A 21201-nucleotide genomic window follows, 5' to 3' on the forward strand; every position below is an offset into this window, starting at 1 on the left:
ACAGGGAGCTGTTGATTGATGACCGACGTCCCCGCCGAGGAATACCTCTGTACGCGCATCCGCCGCACCGAGCAGGCTCTGATGGGTCACCATGAGGCTGTTCTGCGCGGCTACGGCCTGACCATGACGCAGTACACCGTGTTGCTGACGCTGTCGCGCGAGGACGGTATGTCCGGTGCGCAACTCGCCCGCTCCTGTGGCGTCACCCAGCAGACCATGGCCTCCGTCCTGACCGGCCTTCAGAACAAGGAACTCATCGCCCGCGAGGCCTCGCCCGTACATTCCAAGGTCCTCATCGCCTCGCTCACCGAACAGGGGCGGCACGTGCTGGACGGCGCGTACCGAGAGGTCATCGTGCTGGAGCGTGCCCTCGGCGCGGCTTTCACCCCGGCCGAGCGCGACGCGTTGTGCGCGCTCCTCGAACGCGCCACCACGATCCTGATCCAGCAGACGCCCAGCGCCGAGTCGTCCCGGGCCGGTTAGCTCACCAGCGCCGACGGGTCGCGTTCCGGTGGGCCGGCGGGCCACCACTGGCCGTCGCGGTCGGTGAAGGGGTACCAGCGGCCGTCGCGGCCGTACCGCAGCTGCCGGCCGCCGATGGTCCAGCGGTTGCGCCATGCCTCGACCTCCGGTGGGCGCTCGCCCTCCCAGCCGGCCCGCAGGAGTGCCCCGGCTCTGGCCAGGTCCTTCCTGGGCGGGGTCCAGGCCGTTTCGAGCGCCTCCAGCCCGTCGGCGCCGCCGTACCGCCAGGCCTGTACGGCCGCCTCCAGGCCGAGGTCGAGGTCGTGCGCGGCGGCCAGGCGTACCCGGTCCTGATATTCGGTCAGTACGGCCAGCCACCCGGTGAGCAGCAGCTCGCGGGCCCGGTCGGCGGCCGAGGCGGCGAGCACCTCCAGGGCGGCCACGTCGACCCCGGGCGCGGGCTCCAGCCCGAGCGGCGTGTACGCGACGTCGAGCGGCGGCGGACCGGGCAACGGCGGCACGCCCAGGCTGAACGCCACCGCGGCGGACGTACCGGTCTCGGCCGGGGCGGGGACGTCACGGCCCTGGAGCGCCTCGATCAGCTCCTGCTCGCCCCGGCCGCGCATGAGCAGCAGGACGAACGGATCGGCGTCGAGCAGCCACGACGCCTGGTAGCACAGGGCGGCGGCGTGCTTGCACGGGTGCCCCCAGTCGGGGCAGGTGCACTCCGGTTCGAGGTCGCCGACCGTCGGCAGCAGCGGGACTCCGGCGTCCTCGGCGGCCTCTACCAGGTCGTGCGGCATGTCGCGGTCGAGCAGCGCCGCGATGTGCCCCGCCTTGGCGGCGACCTGATCGAGGAAGCGCTCCCAGTCGGGGGCGGCGAGCTGTTCGACGTGGACGACGGTGTCGTACTCGCTCTCGGTGACGGCGGCGATGCGGCCCGGGCTGACCGTGATGGGGCCGACCTGGCCACTCTTGGCGTAGGTGCGGCCCTTGCGCAGGAGCGTGTGGTCGAGGGAGGTGTCCTCCATGGCCTGGATCCAGGCCCCACCCCACCAGGAGGTGGCGAAGCGGGCACCGGCCCGTTGCGCGGGGAACGCGGGGAATCCTCGGACGGCGTTCATCGTAGCTCCACGAGTGCGGCGAGTTCCGCGTCGGTCAGTTCGGTGAAGGCGGCGTCGCCTCCGGCCAGTACGGCGTCGGCCAGCGAGCGCTTGGCCGCCAGCATTTCGGCGATGCGGTCCTCGATCGTGCCCTCCGCGATCAGCCGGTGCACCTGGACGGGTTTGTCCTGGCCGATGCGGTAGGCGCGGTCGGTGGCCTGGTCTTCGACGGCCGGGTTCCACCAGCGGTCGTAGTGGATGACGTGGTCGGCGCGGGTGAGGTTCAGGCCGGTGCCGGCCGCCTTGAGCGACAGCAGGAACACCGGCGCCGCCCCCTCCTGGAAGCGCCGCACCATCTCCTCCCGTTTGGGCACCGAGGTGCCGCCGTGCAGGAACTGGGTGGCGACGCCCCGATCCGTGAGGTGCCGGTCGAGCAGCCGCGCCATGGCCACGTACTGGGTGAAGACCAGCACCGCGCCGTCCTCGGCGACGATGGTGTCGACGAGTTCGTCGAGCAGTTCGAGCTTGCCGGACCGGCCGGTCAGCCTGGGCGCGGCCTCGTGCAGGTAATGGGCCGGATGGTTGCAGATCTGCTTGAGCCCGGTCAGCAGCTTGACGATCAGGCCGCGCCTGGCCATGCCCTGGGCGCTCTCGATCTGCCGCATGCTCTCCCGGACCACCGCCTCGTACAGTCCGGCCTGCTCGGTGGTCAGCGCCACCGGGCGGTCGGTCTCGGTCTTGGACGGCAACTCGGGCGCGATGCCGGGATCGGACTTGCGGCGCCGCAGCAGGAACGGCCCCACGAGCCTGGCCAGCCGCTCGGCCGCCACGGTGTCGCCGGACTCGACCGGTTTGGCCCAGCGCGAGCGGAACCTGCCCAGCGAGCCGAGCAGCCCCGGCGTCGTCCAGTCGAGGATGGCCCACAGCTCCGCGAGGTTGTTCTCCACCGGGGTGCCGGTCAGCGCGACGCGGGCGGCCGCCGGGATCTCGCGCAGCGCCTTGGCCGTACCGGAAGAGGGGTTCTTGACGTGCTGTGCCTCGTCGGCCACCAGCAGCCCCCACGGGTGCTCGGCGAGCCGCGCCGCATCCATCCGCATGGTGCCATATGTCGTCAGTACGAAGCCCTCATCGACCAATGTCCGGCTATTTCCATGAAATCGGCGGACAGGGACGCCCGGTGCGAACCTGGAGATCTCCCGCTCCCAGTTCCCCAGCAGCGAGGCGGGGCAGACGACCAGCGTGGGACCGCCGCCCCGGTGCAGGTGCAGGGCGATCAGGGTGATCGTCTTGCCCAGGCCCATGTCGTCGGCCAGGCAGGCGCCGAGCCCGAGCGAGGTCATCCTGGCCAGCCAGCGCAGGCCCTGCAGCTGGTAGTCGCGCAGCCGCGCGTCCAGACCGGCGGGCACGGTGATCTCCTCGGGCTCCGACAGCCGGTCGCGCAGCTCCCGCAGCCAGGCGCTCGGCTCGATCGGCACCTGCTCGCCATCGACCTCCACAGTGCCGGTCAGCGCGGCGCCGAGGGCGTCGAGGCCGGTCAGCGGCTTGAGATCGCGCTGCCGAGCCTTGCGGGCCAGGTCCGGCTCGATGAGCACCCACTGGTCGCGCAGTCGTACGACGGGCCGGTGCGCCTCGGCGAGCCGGTCCATCTCGGCCGCGGTCAGCCGCTCGCCGCCCAGGGCGAGCTGCCAGTCGAAGCTGGTCAGGTGATGGCCGCCGAGGAAGGATGGCAGGTCGGACGGGGCACTGTCACGCTCGCCGACGACGGCGCGGGCGCTCAGGCCGCGTACGAGCTCCCTTGGCCAGTGGACCTCGACACCGGCCGCGCCCAGCCGTTCCGCGGCCCCGGCCAGCAGGTCCTCCACGTCCTCGCCTGACAGGGTCAGCTCGTCGGGGACGGCGCTGTCGAGCAGGCGTTCCAGCCGGGCCCAGGCGCGGGCGGCCCGCCTGATGGCCAGCGTGGCGTCGATCCTGGCCCGGGGGCCGAACCCCGGGTCCGTGCCCGCCCACAGGTCGGCGGCGTCCACCACCAGGGACGGGTCGGCCAGGCTGTGCAGCTGGACCACCGCCCGGAACTCCGCCTGCTCCAGACTGTCGGCCTCCAGACGCAGCGACAGGCGTACACCGGAGTCCAGCCCCGCCGACACCTCGTCGGCCCAGGCACGCAGCCGGGGCACTTTGACCGGTTTGACGGCCGCGAACGCCGAGGTGCCGGTGGCACGGACGGCGCCGGGGGAGCGCGGCATCGCGTCGGCCACCGCGTCCAGGAACGCCCGCACCAGCGACTCCGCGTCCCTCAGCCGCACCTCATCCGCGCCGCGTCCGTCGCGTCGCCGCGACTCCGCGTCCCTCGGCGTCGCTTCCCCCGCGCCATGTCCGCCGCCTTGGACGGTCTGCCCGCCGTTCTCGGTGGTCCGGTCTTCTAGAGGTACGGACCGTGCGGCGGCGGGCATGGCGTCCGCCAGCTCCCGGATCCGCTGGACATCGGCCGCGTCGAACGGCCCCGCCCGCCACGAGTCGAAGTCGCCCGGCGAAACCCCCGGCAGGATCCGCCCCCTGGCGACCAGTTGCAGCGCGACCAGCGCCACCGCGCCCCAGAAGCGCGCCGCCGGATCGGCGCCCGCGTCGCTCCTGGCTCTGGCCAGCCCGGCCACGGCGTCGGCGACCGGGACGCGAGTGGCCCGGGCGTCCAGAACCCGCAGCTCACCGCCGTGCTCCTCGACCACGGTCACCGTGGCGTCCCCGTCCGGGTCGAGGAAGGCCATCCGCCCCTGCCTGGGTGGGTCGCCGGGCTCGAAGACGACCGCTTGCCGTACCAGATCCGTCATTGGGCTCACGGCCGTACAGTGTACGGTACGAATCACCCTGTGGTTTACCACAGCCCAGATCTGCCGCCCACCTCATTACCACCACTTTGGATCTTGATTAGCCTCTACAGCATGACTGAATGGCTCATCGCGCTGATGGAGACTCTGGGCGCCCCTGGGGCGGGCCTGGCGATCGCGCTGGAAAACCTGTTCCCGCCGCTGCCCAGCGAGGTGATCCTGCCGCTGGCGGGCTTCACCGCCAGCAGGGGCCAGATGGACCTGCTCGAGGTGCTGGTGTGGACCACGGCGGGGTCGGTGTCCGGCGCGCTGGCGCTCTACTGGGTGGGCGCGCTGCTCGGCCGCCGCCGCACGCTGGCCATCGCCGCCAAGCTGCCGCTGGTGAAGGTCTCCGACATCGAGAAGACCGAGGCGTGGTTCCTCAAGCACGGCCAAAAAGCGGTCTTTTTCGGGCGGATGATCCCCATCTTCCGCAGCCTGATCTCCATCCCGGCGGGGGTGGAGCGGATGCCGCTGCTCACGTTCACCTTGCTGACGACCGTCGGCAGCCTCATCTGGAACACCGTGTTCGTGCTCGCCGGCTACTACCTGGGCGAAAACTGGTCACTGGTGGAGGCATACGTGGGAGTCGGCACCAACGTCGTGATCGGCGTGGTCGTGCTGGCGGTGCTCGTGTTCATCGGCGTGCGAGTGGCGGAGCGCCGCAAGGGGCGGCATGCGTCCCGTCGCTGAGGGCCTGCGGCTGCTGGCGGCGGTGTCGCTGGGCGCCGCCACCGCCCTGGTCGACGTGGTGTTCCTGGTGGTGGCGCTGCCCTTCCTGGGCACTCCCAACACGCGGGCGGCGGCCAGGCGGCTGGTCCTGCTGGAGACACGGCGCCTGCGCCTGGACGCGACGGAGTTCGACGTGGGTGGGCGGGCCCCGCGCTATCTGGCGCTCCGCGTTCCGGCGGGCTTGCTGGGCGGGCTGGTCGTGGGGCTGCTCCTGCTCGGGGTGGTGATGGTCGGCCGGCTCGCCTGGGCCTGGGCGAGCGGCGACACCTTCGACGGCATCGCACCCACGCTGCCGATCCTGCTCTATTTCACCCTGGCCGGGATCCTGCTGCTCTTCCTGAACCTGTCGGGCCTGGTGGGCGTTTACTCGCTCGAACGGCGGCTGGCCCAGCGCGTGCTCGGCCCCGACCCCACCGAGAGACTCGAACGCAGGATCGTCGAGCTGGCCGAGAGCCGGGCCGGGATCGTGGCGGCCGTCGACTCCGAGCGCCGCCGGATCGAACGCGACCTGCACGACGGCCTCCAGCAGCGCCTGGTCGCCCTGTCGATGTTGATCGGCCGATCCCGGCGCGGCCGTCCCGAGCTGCTGAACCAGGCTCACGAGGAAGCGCAGCAGGCGCTGGCCGAGCTGCGCGAGGTGGCCTGGCGGGTCTACCCGAGCGGCCTCGACTCCCTCGGCCTCGGCGAGGCGCTGGCGGGGGTGGCCGAGCGATCAAGCGTGCCGGTCAAGGTGTCCTGCGAGCTGGCCGCGCGCCCGCCGATGGGGGTGGAGACGGCCGCCTACTTCGTCGTCTGCGAGGCGGTGACCAACGCCGCCAAGCACGCGGGAGCCACGCTCATCACCGTTGACGTGCACCGGGAGGGCACAATGATCGTCGTGCGGGTCGAAGATGACGGCCGGGGCGGCGCGACCGCCTCGGGAAGCGGGCTGTCGGGCCTGGCGCGCCGGGTGGCGGCGCTCGACGGCAGGTTCGAGCTGGTCAGCCCGGCTGGCGGCCCGACGACGATCGTGGCGGAGCTGCCGTGCGAGTGATCCTGGCCGAAGACTCGACGCTGCTGCGCGAGGGCCTGCTCCGGCTGCTCGTGGAGGAGGGCCACGAGGTGCCCGCCGCCGTGGGCGACGGTCCCGCTCTGGTCGAAGCGGTGGCCGCGCACGAACCCGACATCGTGGTGGTCGACGTACGGATGCCGCCGACCCACACCGACGAGGGCCTGCGCGCCGCACTGGAGATCAGGCGCCGCTGGCCCGCCGTCAAGGTCCTGGTCCTTTCGCAGTACGTGGAGAAGAAATACGCGACGGAGCTGATGAGCGGCGACGTGGAAGGCGTCGGCTACCTGCTCAAAGACCGGGTGGCGCAGGTGGCCGACTTCCTCGACGCGCTCGACCGGGTGGGCGCCGGGGGAGCGGCGTTCGATCCCGAGGTCGTACGCCAACTGCTGGCCCGCACCACCCAGCTCGATCCGCTCGCCCGGCTCACCCCTCGGGAGCGAGACGTGCTCGAACGCATGGCCCAGGGCCTGACGAACGCCTCGATCGCCCACGCCATGCACGTGTCACAGAGCGCTGTGGAAAAGCACGTCAATTCGCTCTTCGACAAGCTCGGCTTGTCTCACCACACCGGCTACAGCCGCCGCGTGCTGGCCGTGCTGCGTTTCCTGGAGTCGTGACCTGCCTCGTTCCCGGCCGGCTGAAATGGCGGTCATCTAACGATCTTTAAGACGACCCCTGGGTGCGGGCGGTCACCACCGCGCCGGCGTACGAGCCGATCAGGATGGCCTCCTCGCGGGTGACGTTGTCGGCCAGCCGGTAGCCGAGCTCACGCTGGAACTCCTCGAAGGAGGCCAGCTCAGGCAGGCCTTCGCCGTTCACGACATGGACGAAGGTGACTCCGTCGGCCAGCCGGAAGCTGGTGTAGCGCAGCCCGGCCGGCGCCGCGGTGGCCAGTTCGGCGAAGACGTTCTCGATCAGTCGCTGGTTTTCCTCGGCCGATTCCGGCTTGGTCTGGTAGCGGATCACTGCTGAGCTCATCAGGCTCTCCTCGATTGGTTCGCTGTCACTGGTGTGGACAACACGGGCGCCGACAACTAATCGCCGCGATGAGCCGGGGCCTTCGCCGTTGTCAGTACTTGTGACAGCACTTTCTGGAGGACCTCTCGTGAGCTGCAAGAGTCGGACGACCGTCGAGCAGCGCTGGGTGCGACGTAGCGTAGAACCCGGCGCTCCGAGCGCTCGGCCGGAGCCAGTCGAGGAGCCGGTGTGAACCTGGAGGACGAGTTCGCGCAATACCGAAGTGAGCTGGTCGCGCACTGCTACCGGATGCTCGGCTCGCTGCACGACGCAGAGGACGTACTACAGGAGACATACCTGCGCGCCTGGAAGGGATTCGCGGAGTTCGAGCAGCGCTCGTCGGTCAAGACGTGGCTCTACAGGATCGCCACACGGCTCTGCCTGAACGCCTTGCGGCACAGCAGTCGCCGCCTGGTGCCCTCAGCGCTGGGTGCTCCCGGCACCGATCCGGACGATGTGGACGCGCCGGCGCTGGAGACGAGCTGGCTCGAGCCGTTCCCGGATCACCTGCTGAGCACTGACCCGGCTCTGGTCGTCGGGACTCGGCAGAGCCTGAGGCTGGCGATGGTCGCCGCGTTGCAGCACCTCCCGCCGCGACAGCGCGCAGTCCTGATTCTCCGTGATGTCCTTGCCTGGCAGGCGTCGGAGGTGGCCGCGCTGCTCGACACGACAACTGCGGCGGTCAACAGCTCGCTGCAGCGCGCACGTGCGGAGCTCGCCAAGATCACACCCGCCGAAGACCAGTTCAGCGAGCCAGATGAGCCCGGGCGCCGTGCTCTGCTCGACCAGTACGCCAAAGCCTTCGAGCAGGCGGATCTGGTCGCTCTGGAAGGCCTCCTGACTCAGGACATCAGGTGGGAGATGCCCCCGATCCCCACCTGGTTCAACGGCCGCGAGAACGTACTGCGCCTGCTTGCGGCGAAAGTGGCTCCTGGCGAGGGGCTGCGGATCATGGTGGAGACATCGGCGAACGGCCAGCCCTCCTTCGCCCTGTACGCCCACGGTCGCGACGGTGGCTTTCACGCGCGCTACTTGCAGGTGCTGACGCTGACCAAGGCGGGAGTCTCCTCAGTGCTCGCATTCCACCGGGCAGACCTGTTCCCCTCCTTCGGCCTGCCGATCGACCGCCCTGCCTAGGATGCGTTTCTCGCCGTGGATGCGGGCCCGCTCGCGCCGTTGGGCGGGCCCGCACCTCGGGGATGACGGGCATCGCTGCGACCTGATCGCCAACCCCTCACCTCTATGCCGACAGGCGATGCCAGGCCGCGGAGACCTCGCCCGTCGCGCCGGCTGGGCGCCCTGCTCAGAGCACAGGACCGGAGCCGCAGGGGTCGAGCAAGACGATGATGGTCAGCAAGACGATCCAGGCGAGAACCGCGGCCTGAGGAGCCGGCCCAGCGAGAAGTCGGCGGGTTTCACAGCCACCCGCTCTTGCGCAGCAACCGGTGGACGATGAACGTGGCGATGACCATGAGGCTCAGGCTGAGCGGGTAGCCGAGCAGCCAGTGCAGCTCGGGCATGTGGTCGAAGTTCATGCCGTAGATCCCGGCGATCATGGTCGGGACGGCGATGAGGGCCGCCCACGAGGAGATCTTGCGCATGTCGATGTTCTGCTGAATGGCCGCCGCGCTCTGCTCCCGGCTCACCAGGGCCAGATGCGCGCTCAGGGCGCTGGTGAGCAGTTCATTGTGCTCGTCGACCTGGGCGTCCACGCGGAGCAGGTGGTCCAGGACATCACGGAATTGGTCGCGGACGGCGGTGCACAACTCCACCCGGCCTTTGACGATCTCCTCCAGCACCGGCACCAGCGGATCTTGGGCGGTGCGGAACTCCAGCACCTCGCGCTTGAGGGAGTAGATGTCCTCGGTGACATCGGCCTGCTCGCCGCTGAAGACACGTCGCTCCAGGACGATGAGGTCGTGTTCTATCTCGTGGGAGATCTGTGAGTAGGTGTCCACGACCTGGTCGCAGATCGCGTAGAGCACCCCGGAGGGTCCGGCGGCCAGCAGTTCGGGATCGGATTCGATGCGCCGGCGCACCCCGGCCAGCGGGTTGGCCTTGCCGTGGCGGACGCTGATGACGAAGTCGCTCCCCAGGAACAGGTTGATCTCGCCGACCTCGATGTCAGAGCTCTCCTCCACGTACAGCAGCGGCTTGAGCACCACGAACAGGGTGTCGTCATAGCGTTCGAGCTTGGGCCGCTGGTGGGCGTGGATGGCGTCTTCCACGGCCAGCGGATGCAGCTTCACCTCGCGGGTGATGAGGTCGAACTCCTCCTGGGTGGGCTCGTGCAGGCCGATCCACAAGAAGCAGTCGCCTCTGGCTCTGGCGTCACCAAAAGCATCGCTGATGTCGCCGCTGATGGTCTCGCGCACGCCGTTGCAGTAGATCGCTTTGTCCACAATCACATCAGGCATTCTGACCTATCCCAACAACCCTCCCAACGTCTTGGCCGAGCCCGGGGCCTGCCCTACGGTTATCGCCGCTCTCAGGCGTATGAGGGCGCCCAGTTCTGCGAGCTGGACAGAGCCCGCCTCGACACACAACGCCGATCTCCCTGATGACGATCTCCTTCCGGCAGCCCTTCTCCTGCCTTGCCCTGAGGGAAGGCCGCCGCCGAGCTTCGTGTACGTTTGTACATGTACAAACGTACACGAAAGGCGTCTGATCATGGTGATGTACGCGTTCCTGGCGTTGGCGATCGCGGCGGAGGTGGTGGCCACCAGCCTGCTGAAGAGCACGGAAGGGTTCACCCGGCTGTGGCCGACGGTGGCCTGCCTGGCCGGCTATGCGGTGTCGTTCGTGGCCCTGGCGCAGGGGATCGCGCGAGGGCTGCAGATCGGAGTGGCCTACGCGGTGTGGGCCGGGCTGGGCACGGCGCTGATCGTGATGATCGGCGTACTGCTCCTGGGTGAGCCGATCTCGGCGACCAAGGTGCTCGGAGTCGCGCTGGTGATCGCCGGAGTGGTCACGCTGAACCTGGGAGGGGCGCATTGAGCGAAACCGGGAGCGGCACGTCGAGCCGCCGCGATCCATCCGGCCGGCGTCGCGCCATCGTCGAGGCCGCCGCCGGACTCATCGCCGGGGAAGGCGTCAGCGGCCTCACCCATCGCAAGGTCGCCGCGGCCGCCGAGGTCCCCCTGGGCTCTACCACCTACTACTTCACCGACTTGGCCGACCTCGTCCAAGCGGCTCTGGAACACATCGCCGCCCTTTCTCGCCAGGGCCTGGAGGAGATGGCCGGTGACCTGCGGGAGGCCACCGATCTGGCCGCCGCCCTGGCCGAGCTCACCACCGCCTACCTCGCCGCGCCCCAGCGCCACCGCATCCAAGACGAGCTGTATCTGGCCGCCAGCCACCGGCCCGAACTCCGGCCCGCCGCCCGCCTGTGGTTCGACGGCCTGACCGACCTGCTCGCCCCCCGCACCGGTCATGCCACCGCCCAGGCCATCGCCGCCTTCATCGACGGCGTCCTCCTCCACGCTCTCATCCACGACCAGCCCCTCGACACCGCCACCCTCACCACCGCCTTGTCCGCCCTCATCGCCACCGGCGACCACGCACCCCGATAGAGGGCAGCCCAAGGGCGGCGGCGCCGCCGAATTCAGGGTGCGCCGAACCAGCCGGATAGTGCTTCGCGCAGCGCGGGAACGGCGTCGCCGGCGGGTTCGTCGAGGGTCGCGGCCCAGGCGATGTGGGCGTCCGGCCGGATCAGCAGGACATCGACGGGTCTCTGATCGGTCTTGGCGGTGTGGATGTCGACGCGTTGCCGCCAGTCCTGGGCGGTTTCGCGGAGTTCGGGGCGGTCGGCGTGGTCGAGCAGGATCGGCCGGGCAGGGTGCAGGAGGTTGGCGACGCTGGTCATGCCCTGGTCGGTGTGCAGGGTGAGGTTGGGGGCGAAGGCGGCCTCGATGCTGTCCGGCTCGGGCGGCCGCAGCGCGGTGTCGTCGATGGCGAAGCCGAAGCGCCACGAGGTGCTCGTCCACCTGTACCTGGCCCTTGGGCGCCACCTCGCTCAGGACGTCAACGCCTCGCGAAGCCGCTCAGGCCGGATCGGCTGGGCAGAACTCCGACTGAAGCACGTCGGTGAGTGTGCCGATCGGATTGTTCCAGTCGCCGTTCACGTTGCTCGCCACCATGCGCTTGCCGTCGCGGCTGCCCATCGCGTACGAATACGAGCCGCTGATGGCGCCCGCGGCACCCCACACCGTCACGCCGCACGACAGCTTCTGCGAGAAGACGCCGAGCCCATACGTCGTGTTGGGGATCCATCCGCCCCCTGTCGAGACGGTGGTGAACATCTCCCGCTGCTCGGCGGGCGCGAGAAGCCGGCCGCGCAGCAGCGCGCTGACGAACCGGTCGAGATCCCCGACCGTCGACACCATGCCGCCGGCCGCCCAGCCCGTGGACGCGTTCATCTCGGTCACGTCGTAGACCTTGGCGTCGGGGCCGGTGACGAACAGCGTCGAGTAGTGCCGCGCGTGTGGCCCGCGGATCACCGTGTCGTCGCCCGGCAAGTACGTCCCGGTCAGAGCCAGCGGGCGGACGATCCGCCGCGAGATCTCGCCGGCGAGCGTCCGGCCGGTCACCCGTTCAATGATCATCCCGGCGAGGATGTAGTTGGTGTTGGAGTACCCGAAGCCCTGGCCCGGCCCGAAGTAGGGCGGATGGGACATGGCGATCTCCACGAGTTGTTCCGGACGGTACTTCTCGTAGCGGTGCTTGAAGAACTCCGGACCCACGAATTTGGCGAACGCTTCCTCGTCATTGCCGTAGTTGAAGATCCCGCTGGAGTGGTTGAGCAGCTGTCTGATGGTGATCTCGCCGCCGTCGTTGCCGTTGCCTTTCACCACCCCGGGCAGCCACTTCTCGACCGTGTCGTCGAGGCTCAGCCTGTGTTCGGCCGAGAGTTGCAGGATCACCGTCGCCGTGAACGCCTTGCTGGCGCTTCCGATGCGGAACCGCTCCTGCGGCAGGCGCTTTCGACCGGTTCGGGTATCGGCCACCCCCGCCGAGCCGAACCAGGACCGGTGGCCGTCACGGACCTCGGCGAGGATGCCGGGAAGACCGCCTTCGGTCACGGCCCGGTCGAGCGCACGCTGGACCTCGGCATGGCCAGGGGCGATGGCCGCTGAGGACGCCTCGGGGGCCGCCATGATGCTCGCCGCTACTGTCGCCATGCCGACGATCACGCGGGCCGTGCGGGTGAGCGAGAAGATCTTTTCCATCGGTCAGGCCTCGTCCCAGGTGACCGGTAGCCGGTGCACGCCGTACACATCAGAGTGGTCGCGCAGCGGCACGTCCTCCGGCGGGATGGCCAGGCGCAGCGTCGGGAAGCGGGTGACCAGCGCGGGGAAGGCGACCCGCATCTCGACGCGGGCCAGTTGCTGACCGAGGCACTGGTGGACGCCGTGGCCGAAGGAGGTGTGCCCGGCGGCGTCCCGGCGCAGGTCGAGGAGGTCGGGGTCGGCGAACTTCGCCGGGTCGCGGTTGGCGGCCAGAGCCGAGACGACGATCGTGTCACCCGCCTTGATCAGGTGACCGTCCAGCTCGACGTCTTCCAGCGCCGTCCGCATCCCGCTGTGGACGATGCTCAGGTAGCGCAACAGTTCCTCGACGGCCTGGTCGGTGATGCCCGGGTCGGCGCGCAGGGCGGCGAGCTGGCCGGGGTGGGACAGCAGGGCGAAGGTGCCCAGGGCGAGCATGTTGGCGGTGGTGTCGAGACCTGCGCCCAGCAGCAGCGCCCCGATGTTGGTGAGCTCCTCATCGGTGAGGTCGCCGGTGGTCAGGTCGCTGAGCAGGTCGTCGGTGGGTTCGGCGCGCTTGGCGAGTACGAGCTCGCGCAGGGTCTCCTGCAGCGCGGCGAAGGCGCCGTAGCGCTCTTCCAGCGTGGTGTCGTTGTCGTTCACCGTCGCCGCGTGACGCTGGAAGGACTCGCGACCGGCAGAGGGGACGCCGAGCAGCTCGCAGATCATCAGCGCGGGGATGGGTTGCGCGTACGCCGTCACCAGGTCCACCGGCGGGCCTTGTTGCTCCATGGCGTCCAGGAGCTCGGCGGTGATCTGCTCGACGCGCTCGGTGAGCAGGCGCATCCGGCGGACGGTGAACTTCGCGGTGAGCAGGCCGCGGTAGCGGGTGTGCTCGGGCGGGTCCATCCCGATGAACATCCCAGGCGGCGCGGCCGGGGGCTGGTCCATGGTGCCCGCTTCGGGCATCGGGGAGCGCATGAGCTCGTGCCGTGAGCTGAAGCGGGGGTCGGCCAGCACCGCGCGGACCAGGGCGTGGCCCGTGACCAGCCAGCCGATGTGCCCGTCGGGGAAGGCCAGCCGGCTCAGCGGCTGCCGCCGCGTCAGCGCCTCGGGCGGGTCGAAGGGACAGCCTGCGGGGCGCGCCATGGGAAGCCCTGCCAGGTCGGTCATCTTTACTCCTTCAAGTCGCGATAGTACGCCTTCAGAACTCGCCAAAAGCTACGTTGCATTCATATAAATGTCAATGTGTTCCACCGGAAATTTTGGCGTTCGTACTGGTGAAAGGCGACAAGAGTTGCAATGGATCTGCGCCTGAATGCAACTACTAAGTTGCAATGGAGTGGAGGCGAACGCAATAATGTCCACCGGATCGAGCCGCAGGAGGCGAAGACAGATGCCAGGAGGCAGGCTGACCAACCAGGACCGCCGGCAGATCGCCGCGGGACTGGCCGATGGGCTCACCTACGCCGAGATCGCCAGGAGCCTCGGCCGGCCGACGTCGACCATCACGCGGGAGGTCATGCGCAACGGCGGGTCGGGCGGCTACCGGGCCGATCAGGCGCATCAGGCGACCGAAGGGCGCGCGCGCCGTCGCCGGACCCCCTCGGCGCCGGCCGCGCCCGCCGCCACCGCCGCATACGGACGCGACCCCAAAGCGGTGCACGACTTCACCGAACGCGTCACGGCGCTGCTGGTCCAGCAGGGACTCCCGCGAATGATCGCCAGAGTGCTGAGCTGCCTGTACATCACCGACAGCGGCAGCCTCACCGCCGCCGAGCTGGTCCAGCGGCTACGGGTCAGCCCGGCGTCGGTCTCCATGGCCGTCGCCTACCTCGAGGAGCAGGGGCTGATCAGGCGCGAGCGCGACGCCCGGCGGCGGCGTGAGCGCTACATCATCGACGACGACGTCTGGTACCAGGCGTTCCTGATGAGCGCGCAGAGAAACCTCACGCTGGCCAACACCGCCCTGGAGGGAGCCGAGATCCTGGGCGCCACCACACCCGCCGGCTCCCGGTCAGAGTATGTGGGCCAGTTCCTCAAGCACACGAGTGAGGACATGGTTCAGCTGGCCGAGCACTGGCGCAAGACGCTCGCGGCGAAGCAGCGCGCCGCGAGCACATGACGCAGACCGTTCACTTCCCGGTGGGCTGGGCGCGGACGTGGAGGCGTTCGCCCTGCGGGCCGAAGAGGGACAGCAGCTCGACCGGCTCGGGGCCGGCGTTGCCGAACCAGTGCGGGATACGCGTGTCGAACTCGGCCACCTCGCCGGGCGTCAGGATCACGTCGTGCTCGCCGAGGACCAGGCGCAGCCGCCCGGCCAGGACGTAGAGCCACTCATAGCCCTCGTGTACGCGGGGATCGGGCTCGGTGCCGGGCCAGTTCGGCGGCATGACCTGCTTGAACGCCTGAAGCCCGCCGGGCCGGCGGGTGAGCGGGATGAAGGTGGAGCCGAAGCGCTGGAACGAGCGCAGCTGCACGCGCGGGTCCCCGGTGGGCGGCGCGTCGACGAGCTCGTCCAGTGTCACCTGATGGGCGCGCGCCAGGGGCAGCAGCAGCTCCAGGGTCGGCCGGCGCTGCCCGGACTCCAGCCGCGACAACGTGCTGATCGAGATGCCGGTCGAGTCCGACAGCTCGGTCAGGGTGGCTCCGCGCTGCTGGCGCAGGGTCCGCAGCCGCGGCCCGACGGCATGCAGAACATCGTCCAAGGCCGGCCCGTCATCGTCCATGAAATCCACCTTGCCACAACGGCAAACGACTCAGCCGCCTGACTGCGCGCTCACCAGCGCCTGCCCGGCGTCCGTACGGTCATAGAACACCGACCGTCCGGCCCGCCGGCGCCGGACCAGCCGCGAGTCGAGCAGGACCTTGAGATGACGGCCCACCGAGCCCAGGCCCTGACCGGTCAGCGCGACGAGCTGGGTCGTGCTCTTCGGGGTGTCGAGCAGCATCAGGACATTGGCCCGCGCGGGCCCGAGCAGCCTGCCCAGCGCCTCGGGCACCGGCGCGCCACCGGCTTCGGCCAGCGCCCCAGAGCACGGGTACACCACGGCGTGCCGGTGCGCCGTGTCCCACGAGACCCAGGTCTGGCTCGGAGTGACGGGGACGAACATCAGCCGCGCTCCGGACAGCTCGCGCGGCGGGTAGTCGTAGGTGCTGATCTGCAGCCGGCTCTCGCCGAGCCAGCGCATCCCGGGGCGCATGTCGTCGAGGGTCGCCGCCCAGCCGCCCTGGCTCAGCCGCGCGGTGCGGGCGATGACGTCGGCCTCGATGATCCGCCGGCGGCGCGGCCAGTAGGGGAGCACCGTTTGCCTCCACACCCACTCCAGCACGTCGGCGGTGCGTCGCGGCAGGTCGGCGCGGTGGAGCCGGGCGGGCAGGGGACCGCCGAGCGACACGGTCAGGTCCGCGCGGGCGGCCTCGGGCGGTGTGTCGCGGATGCGCGCGAGCTCCTGTTCGAAGACGGGCTCGGCGTCGTCGGAGGGGGTGGGGGTGAGGAAGTCGGCGTTCCAGTTGCGGCCCAGGGCGGCCCGGATGAGCAGCGCGGTGATCGGGTCGCGGGCCTGCCGGGCGCGGTAGGCGGGCAGGTGGGCGTCGAGCCACGCGCGCTCGCCCGGATGCGCGGCCGTGCCCCGCTCCAGGGTCTTCAGGCTCGCGGTGGCCTCGGCCAGGGGTGAGACGACGAACCGGCTGCCCGCCAGCGTGTCCGCGTTGACCTGCCACCAGCCCATGGTTTCGCCCCCCTGCGAAACATTAACGCCTCGCCGGGGGAGCCCCCGACACTTTCCGCCATGCGCACCTATCGCGATCTTTTCCGGACGCCCGAGTTCACGCCGCTGTTCCTGACCGCCGCCGCGCAGGGGGCCGGCCACACGGTGAGCGGGCTGGCCCGGGGAACGCTGATCTACTCGGCGACCGGGTCGCCGCTGCTGTCGGCTCTGGCCATGTTCGGCCCGGCCCTGGTTCAGGTGATCGGGGCGGCCACGCTGCTGTCGGCGGCCGACCGGTTACCGCCGCGGGCCGCGCTGACGGGTCTGGCGCTGGTCTTCGGCCTGGTCACCGCCGCGCAGGCTGTTCCGGGGCTGGCGGTGTGGGCCGTCTTCGCGCTGCTGCTGGGGCAGGGGTTGATCGCCTCGCTGGGCGGGGGAGTGCGCTACGGGCTGCTCAACGAGATCCTCACACGGGAGGGGTACCTGCTCGGCCGCTCGATGTTCAACATGTCCGACGGCGCCGTGCAGATCTGCGGGTACGCGCTGGGCGGCGTGCTCGTGGCCCTCCTGTCGCCGCGCGGCGCGCTCCTGACCGGCGCGGCCCTGTACCTCACCGCGGCGGCCGTGGCCCGCTTCGGCCTCAGCCGCCGGCCGCCGCGGGCCGCCGGACGGCCGTCGATCACCGACACCTGGCGGGACAACGCCCGGCTGTGGTCGGCCAAACCGCGCCGCTACGTCTACCTCGCCATGTGGGTGCCCAACGGGTTGATCGTCGGCTGCGAGTCCCTTTTCGTGCCGTACGCGCCTGAGCAGGCGGGACTCCTGTTCGCGTGTGCCGCGCTCGGCATGCTGGCCGGCGACGTCGTGGCCGGCCGGTTCGTGCCGCCGCTGTGGAGGGAGCGGCTCCGGGTGCCGCTGTGCCTGCTGCTCGCCCTGCCGTACCTGATTTTCGTCCTGCGCCCGGCGCTGCCCGTCGCGGTGGCGGCCATCGTGCTCGCCTCGGCGGGGTACTCGGCGAGCCTGCTGCTCCAGGAGCGCCTGATGGCACTGACCCCGGAGGAGCTGAGCGGGCACGCCCTGGGGCTGCACTCCTCGGGGATGGTCACCATGCAGGGCGTGGCCGCCGCGCTCGCGGGTGCCGTCGCGCAGCTGACCTCGCCCGCGACGGCGATAACGGTGCTGGCGGCGGCCTCGGTCGCGGTCACCCTGACGTTGGCCCCCGGGCTGCGGCAGCCCGTACCCGTGTGACCGCGTCACCTCTGCTCGTAGGTACGGGCCACGGCCCAGCACACCAGCAACGCCGCCCCGAACACCGGCAGCCAGCCCAGCCGGGCGAGCACCCAGCCGAAGCCGTCAGGGGCGGTGTGCAGACCGGGCAGCGCGTCGCTCACGAACAGCCCGGCCACGGTGACCGTGATCAGCGCGGTCTGGTGCCATAGGAAGATCGTCATCGCCGACTGGTTCACCAGCGCCACCGCCGCCCAGGCAGCCGGGCGGCGCAACGCCCGCCGTAGCGGGCCGAGCAGCAGCAGGGCCGCCCCGCACTGGGCCAGACCGAAGCAGACGGCCGCGAGGGAGGGCGGGTCGAGGTTGGAGACCGGGGCGCCGGGCACTCCGACCATGGCGGCCGGATACCCCGCCCACAGGACGAGCCCGGCCGCGGTGGCCGCGCCGCCGAGCAGCAGCGCCCAGCCCATCCCACGGCCGCTTAGGTCGCCGCGGGCCCAGGCCGCGCCGAGGCAGTACGGCACCAGCCACCCGGCCACCACGTTGACCCAGCCGAGCCAGGCCGGCCCGTCCAGGCAGTACAGGATCAGGTCGACGAGCAGGACGGCGGCGAGCGGCCACAACGGACGCAGCCGGGCCACCAGCGGGGTCAGCGCCGTCAGCACCGCGAACACCAGCAGGAACCACATCGGCGACAGCACCAGCTTGACCAGCACGCGCACGGTGTCCAGGGCGACCCCGGAGGCCAGCAGCGCGCCCGCGACCACGGCCCACACCACCAGCACGGCCACGACCGGCCGGAACAGCCGGGCCATCCGCCCGCCGAGCCAGCGTCCATACGTCATGCCGCGAGCGCGGGCGCTCGTGTAACCCTTCGCCCCCACCTGTCCACCCACCAGGAAGAACACCGCCAGCGTCTGGAGCACCCAGGAGACGGGGGTGAGCTCGGGCAGGTGCTTGAGCGGGCTGGCGGCGCGCACCGTTCCGTCGCCGACGACCACGGCGGTCACCAGCCAGTGGCCGAGCACCACCCCGAGGATCGCCAGGGCGCGCAGCGCGTCGACACCCCGGTCGCGGCCGGCCGGTGTCGACGCCTCGATCCGCTGGATGAGCTGGGAGGATGACATGGCGGCGAAGCTACGGATCGCCCCTTGTGGTCGGCTTCCCTCTGGGGAGTGCACCCTTGGCGTAGCTCCGAAGTACCAGGTGGGTCAGTCCTCCGGCCGGGAGGCGAGCGCCGCCGCCACCGCCTACCTGCGAGACGACCAGGCGCCGCTGCGACGGCCGGCCGTTCTCCACCCCTGGCATGTGATCCACTCATAGCCTGACCCGCATGAGCGAGGAAACCGATCTGGTCCGGCGCGGCTACGACGCGCTGTCCTACCGCTACCGGGGCGACGAGGACGGCGACGGCCAGTACGCGCCGTGGCTCGAAGAGCTCCATTCCCGGCTGCCGCCACGGGCCCGCGTGCTGGATCTCGGCTGCGGCTGTGGGGTTCCCGTCGCCCGCTCGCTGGCCGCGGCCGGGCACGACGTGACGGGCGTCGACCTCAGTGACGTCCAGATCGAGCGGGCCCGGCGTCTCGTGCCCGCCGCCACCTTCGTCCGGGGCGACGCCACGGCCCTCGACCTGCCGGATGCCTCCTTCGACGCGGTCGTGTGCCTGTACGCCCTCATCCACATGCCGCTGGAGCGCCAGCCCGCGCTCATCGGGCGCGTCGCCGCCTGGCTGCGGCCCTCGGGCCGGTTCCTGGTCACCACCGGCTGGGAGTCCTGGACCGGTACCGAGGACGGCTGGCTCGGCGGCGCCACGACGATGTGGTGGAGTCACGCGGACGCGGCCACCTACCGGACCTGGCTGCGGGAGGCTGGGCTGGAGGTCACCTCGGAGGCGTTCGTCCCGGAAGGAGACAGCGGGCACGCCTTGTTCTGGGCCCGCAAAGCGGGTGGGTGACGAGATTTCGGGTGGGGTGCGGTAATCCGGGAGCGGCCGGAGGGACTACTGGGTGTGGACGATCCTCAAGAACGATTCACCGACCTCTACGACCGGCACTACCGGAGCGTGCTCGGCTACGCGCTGCTGCGCGCCGAGCGTGATGCGGCCGAGGACGTCTCCAGTGAGACGTTCCTCGTCGCCTGGCGGCGGCTGGACGACCTGCCCGAGCCGCCGCTGCCGTGGCTGCTCGGCGTGGCGCGCAACCTGCTGGCCAAGCAGCGCGACTCACGCCACCGCCGGCAGGCTCTGGTCGACCGGATCACGGCGCTGACCACCTCGCGCGACCATGTCGGCTGGGACGTGGCCGACCACGTCATCGACAGGGAGAGCGCGCTGGCCGCGCTGTCGGCCCTGCCGGAGCAGGACGTGGAGGCGATGGTGTTCGCCACCTGGTACGGCCTGCCGCCCGAGCAGGCGGCCGCGGTCATGGGCTGTTCGGTCCGGACGTACAACGTGCGGCTCCATCGCGCGCGCAAACGGCTCGCCACCGCGCTGCGCCTGGAGCCGGGCGGCACGCGCCCGCAAGGCCGTACGACCTCTGCGACCCGTACGGCCGGTGGCCGGTTCCAAGAGCACCCAGAGACCTGATCGGAGAATGATATGACCGACCGCTTGTTCGCCCAGCTCAAGCCGATGGACCTGGACGAGATGACAGAAGAGGCCCACCGGCGGCGCCGCGCGGCCGACCTGGCCGCCGCCTTCCGGACGCCCCGCTCCGCGCGCCCGTCCCGGCGCCGGATCCGGGCCCCGTTCCTGCTGGTCGCGGGCACGGCCGCGGCCGGAGTGGCCGCGGCGGCCGTGATCGTCGTGACCGGCTCAAGCACCGCGCCCCCGACCGCCACCACATCTCCCACCCTGCCGCGCACCGCGCGGACCGCGATCGCGGACAAACCGGTGGACGCCCGCACGTTCCTGCTCGCGGCGGCCGCGACCGCGGTGCGTGAGCCGGCCACGTCCGGCCGCTACTGGTACCTCCGCGAGCGCACCTTCGCGAAGGTGCACGTCGTGCCGGGCGATTACCTGACCCAGGTCAAGGCCCTGCTGGCCGAGCAGCAGCGGAAGGAGAAAGAGCTCAAGGACAAGCCGGGCGAGCTCGCCGCCCTGCGCAAGGAGATCACCGGGAAGATCACTGAGCTCAAGCAGTCCGAGCTTCCGTACCTGGCGTTCACCACCGACACACAGGACACCTGGCGCGCGATGAAGCCGGGCGCGGCCAGCCGCTTCGTACGAGACCCGGACGTGAGCGTCACCTTCGGCTCCCCGCAGGACGAGGCCGACTGGAAGGCCGCCGGCTCACCCGCCCTGACGGAGAAGCGGCCCACCACTCGCGACGACAGCAGCGAGCGGATCCTGTCGATCGACAACCCGACTCTGACGATCCAGAACATCGCGCGGCTGCCCACCGACGAGAACGCGTTGCGGCGCCGCCTGGACACCCTGTTCAAGCAGAGCCCCAACAGCGCCCGGCTCGACAGAGGCGTCTACCTGTGGCAGACGGGCGTGGACCTGATGACCGCGCCGATCACGCCCGGCACCCGCTCCGCCCTGTTCAAGGTGCTGGCCGGCCAGGACGGCATCACCTCTCGGGGCCGGGTCACCGACGCGGTGGGGCGTACCGGGGTCGCCCTCTCGACGGCGGGGGACGACGGGGTGGAGTTCCGGATGATCATCAATGAGGACACCGCCGAGCTGCTGCAGTACGAGGTCGTGGAGAAGGGGCAGCCGCTCCTGCGGGTGGCGCTGGAGCGGATGGGCTGGGCCGACCGCCTGGGGGACGTCCCGGCCTGACGTGAGTG

Annotated in this window: 21 protein-coding genes and 1 pseudogene; 12 read left to right on the forward strand and 10 right to left on the reverse strand. The window is 70.6% G+C overall.

What is annotated here, in order from left to right:
• Window positions 1–18 precede the first annotated feature (18 nt).
• On the forward strand, window positions 19–483 hold the full coding sequence (locus tag AB0B64_RS54115; RefSeq protein ID WP_357956987.1) for a MarR family transcriptional regulator: 465 nt from the start codon (window positions 19–21) through the stop codon (window positions 481–483).
• On the opposite strand, the gene AB0B64_RS54120 is transcribed toward AB0B64_RS54115, so the two are convergent.
• Together AB0B64_RS54120 and AB0B64_RS54125 are read right to left on the reverse strand one after the other, a co-directional pair.
• The gene (locus AB0B64_RS54120; RefSeq protein WP_358201824.1) at window positions 480–1586 is read right to left on the reverse strand and encodes an SWIM zinc finger family protein; all 1107 of its coding nucleotides are present in this window, start codon (window positions 1584–1586) and stop codon (window positions 480–482) included. The two genes, AB0B64_RS54115 and AB0B64_RS54120, sit on opposite strands and share 4 nt — an antisense overlap.
• On the reverse strand, window positions 1583–4390 hold the full coding sequence (locus AB0B64_RS54125; RefSeq protein WP_358201999.1) for a DEAD/DEAH box helicase: 2808 nt from the start codon (window positions 4388–4390) through the stop codon (window positions 1583–1585). Before AB0B64_RS54125 ends, AB0B64_RS54120 begins: the two co-directional genes overlap by 4 nt.
• A 111-nt stretch (window positions 4391–4501) precedes the next feature.
• On the opposite strand from AB0B64_RS54125, the gene AB0B64_RS54130 reads away from it, so the two are divergent.
• The 3 genes from AB0B64_RS54130 to AB0B64_RS54140 are packed head-to-tail and all read left to right on the forward strand — an operon-like array spanning window position 4502 to window position 6826.
• Entirely contained in the window at window positions 4502–5119 is a 618-nt protein-coding gene (locus AB0B64_RS54130) for a DedA family protein (RefSeq protein ID WP_358201829.1), read from the forward strand.
• The gene (locus AB0B64_RS54135; RefSeq protein ID WP_358201835.1) at window positions 5103–6191 is read left to right on the forward strand and encodes a histidine kinase; all 1089 of its coding nucleotides are present in this window, start codon (window positions 5103–5105) and stop codon (window positions 6189–6191) included. Before AB0B64_RS54130 ends, AB0B64_RS54135 begins: the two co-directional genes overlap by 17 nt.
• Window positions 6182–6826 (forward strand): response regulator transcription factor, encoded by a 645-nt coding sequence (locus tag AB0B64_RS54140; protein ID WP_357956978.1) that lies wholly within the window; start codon window positions 6182–6184, stop codon window positions 6824–6826. Before AB0B64_RS54135 ends, AB0B64_RS54140 begins: the two co-directional genes overlap by 10 nt.
• 46 nt (window positions 6827–6872) lie before the next feature.
• Here AB0B64_RS54140 and AB0B64_RS54145 read toward each other — a convergent pair whose 3' ends face one another.
• Window positions 6873–7187 carry a hypothetical protein gene (locus AB0B64_RS54145; protein ID WP_358201843.1) on the reverse strand — a complete coding sequence of 105 codons (315 nt, stop codon included), beginning with the start codon at window positions 7185–7187 and terminating at the stop codon, window positions 6873–6875.
• A gap of 207 nt (window positions 7188–7394) precedes the next feature.
• On the opposite strand from AB0B64_RS54145, the pseudogene AB0B64_RS54150 reads away from it, so the two are divergent.
• A pseudogene (locus tag AB0B64_RS54150) lies at window positions 7395–8363 on the forward strand (sigma-70 family RNA polymerase sigma factor); the annotation flags it as partial.
• Between the two features lie 278 nt (window positions 8364–8641).
• Here the strand turns inward: AB0B64_RS54150 and AB0B64_RS54155 are convergent.
• The gene (locus tag AB0B64_RS54155) at window positions 8642–9634 is read right to left on the reverse strand and encodes a magnesium and cobalt transport protein CorA (protein WP_358201850.1); all 993 of its coding nucleotides are present in this window, start codon (window positions 9632–9634) and stop codon (window positions 8642–8644) included.
• 262 nt (window positions 9635–9896) lie between these two features.
• Between AB0B64_RS54155 and AB0B64_RS54160 the strand changes: the two genes are divergently transcribed.
• Window positions 9897–10223 carry a multidrug efflux SMR transporter gene (locus AB0B64_RS54160; protein WP_357956973.1) on the forward strand — a complete coding sequence of 109 codons (327 nt, stop codon included), beginning with the start codon at window positions 9897–9899 and terminating at the stop codon, window positions 10221–10223.
• Window positions 10220–10798 carry a TetR family transcriptional regulator gene (locus AB0B64_RS54165; RefSeq protein WP_357956971.1) on the forward strand — a complete coding sequence of 193 codons (579 nt, stop codon included), beginning with the start codon at window positions 10220–10222 and terminating at the stop codon, window positions 10796–10798. The genes AB0B64_RS54160 and AB0B64_RS54165 overlap by 4 nt, the downstream gene beginning before the upstream one ends.
• 32 nt (window positions 10799–10830) lie before the next feature.
• On the opposite strand, the gene AB0B64_RS54170 is transcribed toward AB0B64_RS54165, so the two are convergent.
• The 3 genes from AB0B64_RS54170 to AB0B64_RS54180 form a co-directional block, all read right to left on the reverse strand.
• A complete protein-coding gene (locus AB0B64_RS54170) occupies window positions 10831–11178 on the reverse strand; it encodes a hypothetical protein (RefSeq protein ID WP_358202005.1) in 348 nt (115 codons plus the stop codon).
• Window positions 11179–11269: 91 nt separating this feature from the next.
• Window positions 11270–12454, reverse strand: a complete 1185-nt coding sequence (locus AB0B64_RS54175; protein WP_357956969.1) for a serine hydrolase domain-containing protein — start codon at window positions 12452–12454, stop codon at window positions 11270–11272.
• A 3-nt stretch (window positions 12455–12457) separates the two neighbouring features.
• The gene (locus AB0B64_RS54180) at window positions 12458–13645 is read right to left on the reverse strand and encodes a cytochrome P450 (protein ID WP_357956967.1); all 1188 of its coding nucleotides are present in this window, start codon (window positions 13643–13645) and stop codon (window positions 12458–12460) included.
• A gap of 223 nt (window positions 13646–13868) precedes the next feature.
• Between AB0B64_RS54180 and AB0B64_RS54185 the strand changes: the two genes are divergently transcribed.
• Complete coding sequence (locus AB0B64_RS54185; protein ID WP_357956965.1) at window positions 13869–14597, forward strand: MarR family transcriptional regulator; 729 nt, start codon at window positions 13869–13871, stop codon at window positions 14595–14597.
• Window positions 14598–14607: 10 nt separating this feature from the next.
• On the opposite strand, the gene AB0B64_RS54190 is transcribed toward AB0B64_RS54185, so the two are convergent.
• The gene (locus tag AB0B64_RS54190) at window positions 14608–15201 is read right to left on the reverse strand and encodes a helix-turn-helix transcriptional regulator (protein ID WP_357956963.1); all 594 of its coding nucleotides are present in this window, start codon (window positions 15199–15201) and stop codon (window positions 14608–14610) included.
• A gap of 30 nt (window positions 15202–15231) precedes the next feature.
• Window positions 15232–16203, reverse strand: coding sequence for a transcriptional regulator (locus AB0B64_RS54195; RefSeq protein ID WP_358201875.1), 972 nt, complete (start codon window positions 16201–16203; stop codon window positions 15232–15234).
• A gap of 60 nt (window positions 16204–16263) precedes the next feature.
• Here AB0B64_RS54195 and AB0B64_RS54200 point away from each other — a divergent pair, with 60 nt between their 5' ends.
• Window positions 16264–17430, forward strand: coding sequence for an MFS transporter (locus AB0B64_RS54200; protein ID WP_357956959.1), 1167 nt, complete (start codon window positions 16264–16266; stop codon window positions 17428–17430).
• A 5-nt stretch (window positions 17431–17435) separates the two neighbouring features.
• Here the strand turns inward: AB0B64_RS54200 and AB0B64_RS54205 are convergent, their stop codons facing one another.
• Entirely contained in the window at window positions 17436–18536 is a 1101-nt protein-coding gene (locus tag AB0B64_RS54205) for an acyltransferase (protein WP_357956957.1), read from the reverse strand.
• Between the two features lie 206 nt (window positions 18537–18742).
• On the opposite strand from AB0B64_RS54205, the gene AB0B64_RS54210 reads away from it, so the two are divergent.
• From AB0B64_RS54210 to AB0B64_RS54220, 3 genes are read left to right on the forward strand one after another with little or no spacing between them, the layout of a single operon-like run.
• Complete coding sequence (locus tag AB0B64_RS54210; protein ID WP_357956955.1) at window positions 18743–19363, forward strand: class I SAM-dependent methyltransferase; 621 nt, start codon at window positions 18743–18745, stop codon at window positions 19361–19363.
• A gap of 54 nt (window positions 19364–19417) precedes the next feature.
• Window positions 19418–19993: a sigma-70 family RNA polymerase sigma factor gene (locus AB0B64_RS54215; RefSeq protein WP_357956953.1), complete on the forward strand. Its 576-nt coding sequence runs from the start codon at window positions 19418–19420 to the stop codon at window positions 19991–19993.
• A gap of 12 nt (window positions 19994–20005) precedes the next feature.
• Entirely contained in the window at window positions 20006–21193 is a 1188-nt protein-coding gene (locus AB0B64_RS54220) for a CU044_5270 family protein (protein ID WP_358201892.1), read from the forward strand.
• Window positions 21194–21201 lie beyond the last annotated feature (8 nt).

The sequence above is a fragment of the Nonomuraea sp. NPDC049129 genome (assembly GCF_040648495.1).
Taxonomy (GTDB): domain Bacteria; phylum Actinomycetota; class Actinomycetes; order Streptosporangiales; family Streptosporangiaceae; genus Nonomuraea.